Here is a 1715-nt window from a genome sequence, read left to right as displayed (position 1 = left end):
GCCGGGCGCAAGCCGCGTACACCCGAGGAAGAGATTCTTTGTGGGCTGTTTGCGGAGGTTCTCGGTGTGCAAACGGTCTCGATTGATGACAGCTTCTTCGACCTGGGTGGGCATTCGCTGCTTGCGGCCCGGCTGGCGGCTCGGGCCAGCACGGCGCTTGGGCTGAATCTGACGATCGCAGATGTCTTCCACAGTCCGACGCCGGTGGCGTTGATTCAGCGCAAGTCGAATGGGACTAGGCGGCCCGAGTTGGTGGCGGGGAGGCGGCCCGAAACAGTGCCCCTCTCGTATGCGCAGCACCGGTTGTGGTTCCTGAACAAGCTTGAGGGGCCGAGCGCCACCTACAATGTGCCGCTGTCGGTACGGCTTCGGGGCGAACTGAATGTCGAAGCCCTGCGGGCCGCCTTCGGGGACGTGGTGCGGCGGCACGAGGTGCTGCGCACCGTGTTCGACTCCAGTGAGGGTGAGCCGTGCCAGCGGGTGCTGGAAGACGATCAGGTTGTCTTTGCGTGCCAACGGGTCGACGCGGTCTCCCTTGACGGGGAGCTGCGTGCGGCTGCCGGGCACCTGTTCGACATCGCGACCGAGCCGCCGATCCGGGTCGCGCTGTTCGATGTGGATGGTCGTGACGAGTGTGTGTTGCTCGTGCTGCTGCATCACATCGCGACCGACGGGCTGTCGGTGCGGCCGCTGTTCGCGGATCTGGCAACGGCCTATGCAGCGCGGGTCGGTGGAAAGGCGCCCGATTGGGCCGCCCTGCCGGTGCAGTACGCCGATTATGCGCTCTGGCAGCGGGAGATGCTCGGCGACGAGTCCAACCCGGACAGTGCGTTCGCCAAGGAACTCGCATTCTGGCGCGAGAGGCTCGCGGGCCTTCCTGAGGAGCTTGGGCTGCCGTTCGACCGGCCACGTCCGGTGGTTGCCGGGCATCGTGGTGGAGCGGTGGTTGTCCAGTGGGACGAGGAGCTGCACAGGCGGCTGGTCGAGCTCGCCCGTGCCGAGAAGTGCACGCTGTTCATGGTGTTGCAGGCCGCGCTGGCCGTGACGTTGGCGCGGTTCGGTGCAGGAGACGATGTTCCGATCGGATCGCCGGTGGCGGGCCGGTCGGACGACGCGCTCGACGACATGGTCGGGTTCTTCGTCAACATGCTGGTGCTGCGTACGGATGTGTCGGGCGACCCGGCCTTCCGCGAGTTGCTTGCTCGGGTTCGCGCGGCTGACCTCGAAGCTTATGCCCACCAGGACATGCCGTTCGATCGCCTGCTTGAGGCGCTCAATCCCGTGCGTTCGCTGTCGCGGCACCCGCTGTTCCAAGTGTGTCTGGCACTGGAGAGCGGAGCCGGGGCCGAGCTGAAGCTGCCGGGCGTGCAAGCGGAGCCGGGCTCCATCGTGGACACCGGCTCGGCCAAATTCGACCTGGAGCTGCTGCTGCGCGAGGATGCCGGCTCAGGTATCACGGGCGCTGTCCTCTACAGCGCTGAGATCTTCGATCACCCGACCGTCGAGCGCATCGTCGGCGCGCTGCGGTCCGTGCTGGAGCAGATCGCCGCCGATCCTGGCGTCACCGTGGGCGCGGTGGATGTGTTGGGTGCGGATCGTGGGTTGGTGGTTGAGGGTTGGAACGCGACTGTGGTGGATGTGGTGGATGGGTCGTTGGGGGAGTTGTTTGAGGCGCGGGTTGCTGCTGTGCCTGATGCGGTGGCGTTGGTGTTTGG

1 protein-coding gene is annotated in these 1715 nt (G+C 66.2%); it reads left to right on the top strand.

Translation table 11 applies throughout. From position 1 onward, the window contains the following. Window positions 1–66 precede the first annotated feature (66 nt). Window positions 67–1715: condensation domain-containing protein (locus DM816_RS41775; RefSeq protein WP_246002753.1), on the top strand; the 1649-nt coding region annotated here is incomplete at its 3' end.

This window comes from Allorhizocola rhizosphaerae (assembly GCF_003426775.1).
In the GTDB taxonomy this organism is placed as follows: domain Bacteria; phylum Actinomycetota; class Actinomycetes; order Mycobacteriales; family Micromonosporaceae; genus Allorhizocola; species Allorhizocola rhizosphaerae.
This window is presented reverse-complemented; position numbering and strand designations above follow the sequence as displayed.